This window comes from Candidatus Poriferisodalis multihospitum, from assembly GCF_028283155.1.
In the GTDB taxonomy this organism is placed as follows: domain Bacteria; phylum Actinomycetota; class Acidimicrobiia; order Acidimicrobiales; family Poriferisodalaceae; genus Poriferisodalis; species Poriferisodalis multihospitum.
This window is the reverse complement of record NZ_JAPYOK010000016.1, coordinates 1-3,911: the sequence shown is the minus strand read 5'-3', so window position 1 is coordinate 3,911 and position 3,911 is coordinate 1. Positions and strand designations below refer to the sequence as shown.

4 protein-coding genes are annotated in these 3,911 nt (G+C 67.3%); 3 read left to right on the top strand and 1 reads right to left on the bottom strand.

The features are described from left to right. A partial coding sequence (locus tag VI480_RS00510; protein WP_323670850.1) for a cytochrome P450 occupies positions 1-1,363 on the top strand: 1,363 nt, incomplete at its 5' end. Continuing rightward, on the top strand, positions 1,360-2,058 hold the full coding sequence (locus tag VI480_RS00505) for a type 1 glutamine amidotransferase (protein ID WP_323670849.1): 699 nt from the start codon (positions 1,360-1,362) through the stop codon (positions 2,056-2,058). The genes VI480_RS00510 and VI480_RS00505, both read left to right, overlap by 4 nt. 42 nt (positions 2,059-2,100) lie before the next feature. On the opposite strand, the gene VI480_RS00500 is transcribed toward VI480_RS00505, so the two are convergent. Then, positions 2,101-2,985, bottom strand: coding sequence for an alpha/beta hydrolase (locus VI480_RS00500; protein WP_323670848.1), 885 nt, complete (start codon positions 2,983-2,985; stop codon positions 2,101-2,103). A gap of 147 nt (positions 2,986-3,132) precedes the next feature. Between VI480_RS00500 and VI480_RS00495 the strand changes: the two genes are divergently transcribed. Continuing rightward, positions 3,133-3,911, top strand: a 779-nt coding sequence (locus tag VI480_RS00495; RefSeq protein ID WP_323670847.1) for an SDR family oxidoreductase, incomplete at its 3' end; no start/stop codon positions are given.

Here is a 3,911-nt window from a genome sequence, read left to right as displayed (position 1 = left end):
TTCGTGCACGGCGTCGCTTCGGTGGACGTCACCGTCGACGTTTCGGCACCCGCTGTGGGAGTCTGACGCCGTGAGCACCTGGGCCGAGCCCTACCTGGACGATCTCGGACCTGACGACGCCAACATCTCCGACCACGACGTGTGGACCCACGGCGTGCCTCATGCCACGTTCGCCCGGCTGCGCCGGGAAGAACCGGTGGCGTGGATCGACGAGGTCGACGGCCGCGGCTATTGGGCGATCACCAAGTACGACGACGCCTTCCGCATCAGCCGCGACGTGCAGACCTTCACCTCGTCGAAGGGCATCCGCCTCGAGGACATGGCACCCGACGAGCTCGAAGCCCGCAAGACGATGATGGAGCAGGACCCGCCCGAGCACACCCGCTACCGGCGGCTGGTGAGCCGGGGATTCACGCCGCGCGTGGTGAGCACGTACGAGGCTGCAATCCGCGCGCTGGCGTGCGAGGTGCTGGACCGGGCGCTGCGTGACGAACGCTTCGACTTCGTGACTGAGGTCGCCACCGAGCTGCCCATGCGGATGCTGGGGCGCATGCTGGGAACCAGCGATGCCGATGGCCACCAGCTCGTGGAGTGGGGTGATGCGCTGCTCGGCAACACCGATCCCGACTTCACCGACTATCCCGTGGGATTGGTGGACACCGACGAGTTCCGGCTGATGCCGTTCCGCAGCCCGGTCACGATCGACATCTTCAACTACGCAGCGGAGCAGGCGGCCAAGCGCCGGGAGCACCCGACAGACGACGTCATCAGCCAGCTCCTGGCGCCGACCACCGACGGCGCACCGCTGACCGATCAGGAGTTCAAGAACTTCTTCACTCTCATCATCGCCGCGGGCAACGACACCACGCGCTACACGATGACCCACGGGCTGTGGGTGCTGATGGCGCACCCGCACCTGTTCGACGCGTGGCGCGCTGCGGTGCTCGCGGGAGACGAAACCCTGACCGCTGCCGCGGTCGAAGAGGTGCTGCGCGCCAGCTCGGTCACGACGCATTTCCGCCGCACGGCGACCTGCGACACCGAGATCCGCGGCACCAAGGTGCGGGCAGGCGACAAGGTGGTGCTGTACTACATCAGCGTCGACCACGACGAGGACCGCTTCCCGCACCCGTACCGGTTTGATCTAGCGCGTCCGGACAACGAGCACATGGCCTTCGGCCGCAACGGCCCGCACCTGTGCCTGGGAGCGTGGCTGGCCCGCATGGAGATCAAGGTGGTGTTCGAAGAGCTGCTGCGGCGGGTGGTCCGCGTCGAGCAGGACGGCCCGGTGGAGCGGTTGCGATCCAACTTCATCTCCGGCATCAAGCACTTGCCCGTACACGTGGTCGAGCTGGCTGCATGAGGGCGCTGGTCGTCACACACGAGGAAACGTCGCGGCCGGGCTTCGTCGGTGATCGCCTGGTTGAGCGGGGCGTCGAGCTGCACGTCCACGTGATGGTGCCCGATACCTCGCGGCCGGCCGATTTCCATCCGCTGCCCAGTGATCACTTCGATGTGCTCGTGGTGACGGGTTCGTACTTCTCGGTGTATGAGGACGCGATCAAGCCGTGGATCGGTACCGAGCTGGATCTCATCCGCCGTTCGCATGACAACGGCACGCCGGTGCTGGGCATCTGCTTCGGCGGGCAGGCACTGGCCGCAGCGCTGGGCGGCTCGGTGGATCGCTCCCCCGAGACTGAGATCGGCTGGTACCGCATCTCAGCACCCGACGGCATCGAACTTCCGATTTCGGCTGGCCCGTGGATGGAATGGCATCACGATCGCTTCCACCTGCCCGACGGCGCTGAGCTGCTCGCCAGCACCGAGATCTGCCCGCAGCTGTTCCGGATGGGCCGCAGCGTGGGCACCCAGTTCCATCCCGAGATCAGCACCGAGCTGGCCAGCGAATGGCTACGCGAAGCCAGCGACGACTACCTGGCATCGGTAGAAGTCGTCCGCGAGGTGATCCTTTCCGAAATCGCGCGCAACGAGGCGGCTAACCGACGCAACTGCTTCGACTTGGTGGACTGGTTCCTCGACGACGTGGCGAAGTCGTAAGCCCGCCTTCGCCGCCAGGCCCGTCAGCGCTGGCGGGCGGCGTCAGACTGCGAGGCGCTCGCTGAGATATTCGGCCACCCGTGCCACGCCGTCGTCGGCCTCGGGGAAGAGCCCCGCCATCGAGTGCCAAACGTGGATCATCTCGGGCCACACCTCCAGCGTCACGTCGACACCGGAGGTGCGGGCCTTGTGTGCCAGGCGTTCGCTGTCGCTCAGCAGCACCTCGTCGTCGCCGCAGTGGATCAGCAGCGGCGGCAAGCCCGAGAGGTCGCCTTCAAGCGGCGACGCGTAGGGATCGGTGGCGTCGCCGTCGGGGCCGAGGAAGACTCCGGCGATCCGGGTGAGATCGTCGGCAGTCACCATCGGGTCGCGGTCCGAGCGGGTGACGGCGCTCTCGCCAGTGCCCGACATGTCCACCCACGGCGAGATGGGTACGGCTGCGGCCGGCAGCGGCAGCCCGAGGTCGCGCAGCTTCATGAGCGTTGACATGGTCAGCCCGCCGCCTGCGGAATCGCCCGCTATGGCGATCTTGTCGGCGGAGTGGCCTCTGTCGAGCAGCCAGCGATACACCGCAACCGAGTCCTCCACCGGCGCCGGGTGGGGATGCTCGGGCGCCAGGCGGTAGTCGACCGAAAGCACTGGGCAGCCCAGCTTGAGGGCCAAGCTGCCGGTGAGGTTGCGGTGCGAGCCGATGGATCCGGCGACATAGCCGCCGCCGTGCACGTACTGCACGATGGCGTCGCCGGTGGTCTTGTCGGGCGTCTGCATCTCGCACGGAACGCCGTTGGCGTCCACCATCTCGCCGGTGACGCCGGCCGGCAGTGGTCGCGCGGTGAGCTCGATGCCCTTGCGCATGGCGTCGATGTCGGCAGGCATGTCCTGCGACGCGATGATCTCGCGGATCCTGTAGAACGCTTCGCTCGCCATCGAGTCCTCCGGGTGCAGTTGATTGCCCTGATTCCGAGCGCAGCCGCCCGGTCGGCACAACGTAGTCAGGGGCGGCGTCGTAGTGTCGATGCGCTGCGCCGGTGAGGCAAGCCGGCATCGCCGGAATCTGACGAGGGAGACGACTGCATGCTGCTCCAGAACAAGATCGCGATCGTGACGGGAGGGGCGTCGGGCATCGGCGAAGCCAGCGCGAAGCGCTTCGCCGCCGAGGGTGCGTCGGTGCTGGTGGTCGACATCCGCCGTGAACGAGCCGAGAGTGTGGCCGAGTCGATCATGGAGGCCGGGGGCGAAGCACACGGATTCGGCGCCAACGTCGCGGAGCCCGACGACGTCGAGGCAATGGTGGCTGCGGCCGTGGACCGCTGGGGCGGCCTCGACGTGCTCTATAGCAATGCGGGCACGATCCGCCCAGGTACCGCCGTGGAGCTGGAGCCTCGTGACTGGGACCTCGTGATGAACGTCAATGTCCGGTCGGTGTACCTAGGCGCCAAGTACGCAGTGCCAGCCATGGAGGCTCGCGGCGGCGGTTCGATCATCAACACGGCGTCGATCAGCGGCTTGCACGGCGACGGCGGTTCGGTGGTGTACGCCGCCTCCAAAGCAGCTGTCATCAACCTGACACGGGCACTGTCCACCGATCACGCCCCCGACGGCGTACGCGTCAACGCCATCTGCCCCGGCACCATCCAAACGCCGCCCGTGCAACGGATGATGCAGGACCCTGTGGCACTCGAACGCAACCTGGCGGCCCACGCACTGCGCCGCCTCGGCCATCCCGAAGAAATCGCGAGCGTCGCCGCCTGGCTGGCCAGCGACGAATCGTCATTCATAACCGGCGAAGCCATCGTCGTCGACGGCGGCTTGCGAGCGCAGTCGCCCCTAGGCCGCCTAGCCGACCCCCGCCC

Excerpts from the sequence above, each read along its gene's own strand:
- VI480_RS00505 (WP_323670849.1), top strand. The coding sequence starts at position 1,360 with ATGAGGGCGCTGGTCGTCACACACGAGGAAACGTCGCGGCCGGGCTTC.
- VI480_RS00500 (WP_323670848.1), bottom strand. The coding sequence starts at position 2,985 with ATGGCGAGCGAAGCGTTCTACAGGATCCGCGAGATCATCGCGTCGCAG.